The organism is Alkalihalophilus lindianensis (assembly GCF_032843265.1).
GTDB lineage: Bacteria > Bacillota > Bacilli > Bacillales > Bacillaceae_D > Alkalihalophilus > Alkalihalophilus lindianensis.
In genome coordinates this window covers 1-367 of the sequence record NZ_JAWJBA010000099.1, presented here as the reverse complement: position 1 = coordinate 367, position 367 = coordinate 1, and the positions used below count along the sequence as shown (strand labels likewise).

Here is a 367-nt window from a genome sequence, read left to right as displayed (position 1 = left end):
GCCATTTAATCATTCTATCTGTCGGAGCCTTAGCTGACCATTGCTTTTATGAGACTTTACAATCTGCCGCATTAAAAAACAATAAGAAGATTTTTATTCCTTCTGCCGCAATTGCTGGCTTAGATAGAATTGCTTCGGGGGTGTTGGGTGAAATTGAGGAGATTACCCTTATTACCAGAAAGCCAACTAAAAGCTGGTACGGGACCATTGCTGAGGAACGGGTAGATTTAGAAACGCTTAAAGAGGCATATTGTATTTATAATGGTAATGCAAGAAATGCAGCAAAGTTATTCCCTGAAAGTGTAAATGTATCTGCTACATTAAGTATTGCTGGTATTGGTTTCGAAAAAACAAAGGTTCAAGTATA

1 protein-coding gene is annotated in these 367 nt (G+C 37.9%); it reads left to right on the top strand.

The features are described from left to right. On the top strand, nucleotides 1-367 hold a 367-nt coding region (locus RYX56_RS21475; protein WP_317124007.1), incomplete at both ends, for an aspartate dehydrogenase domain-containing protein.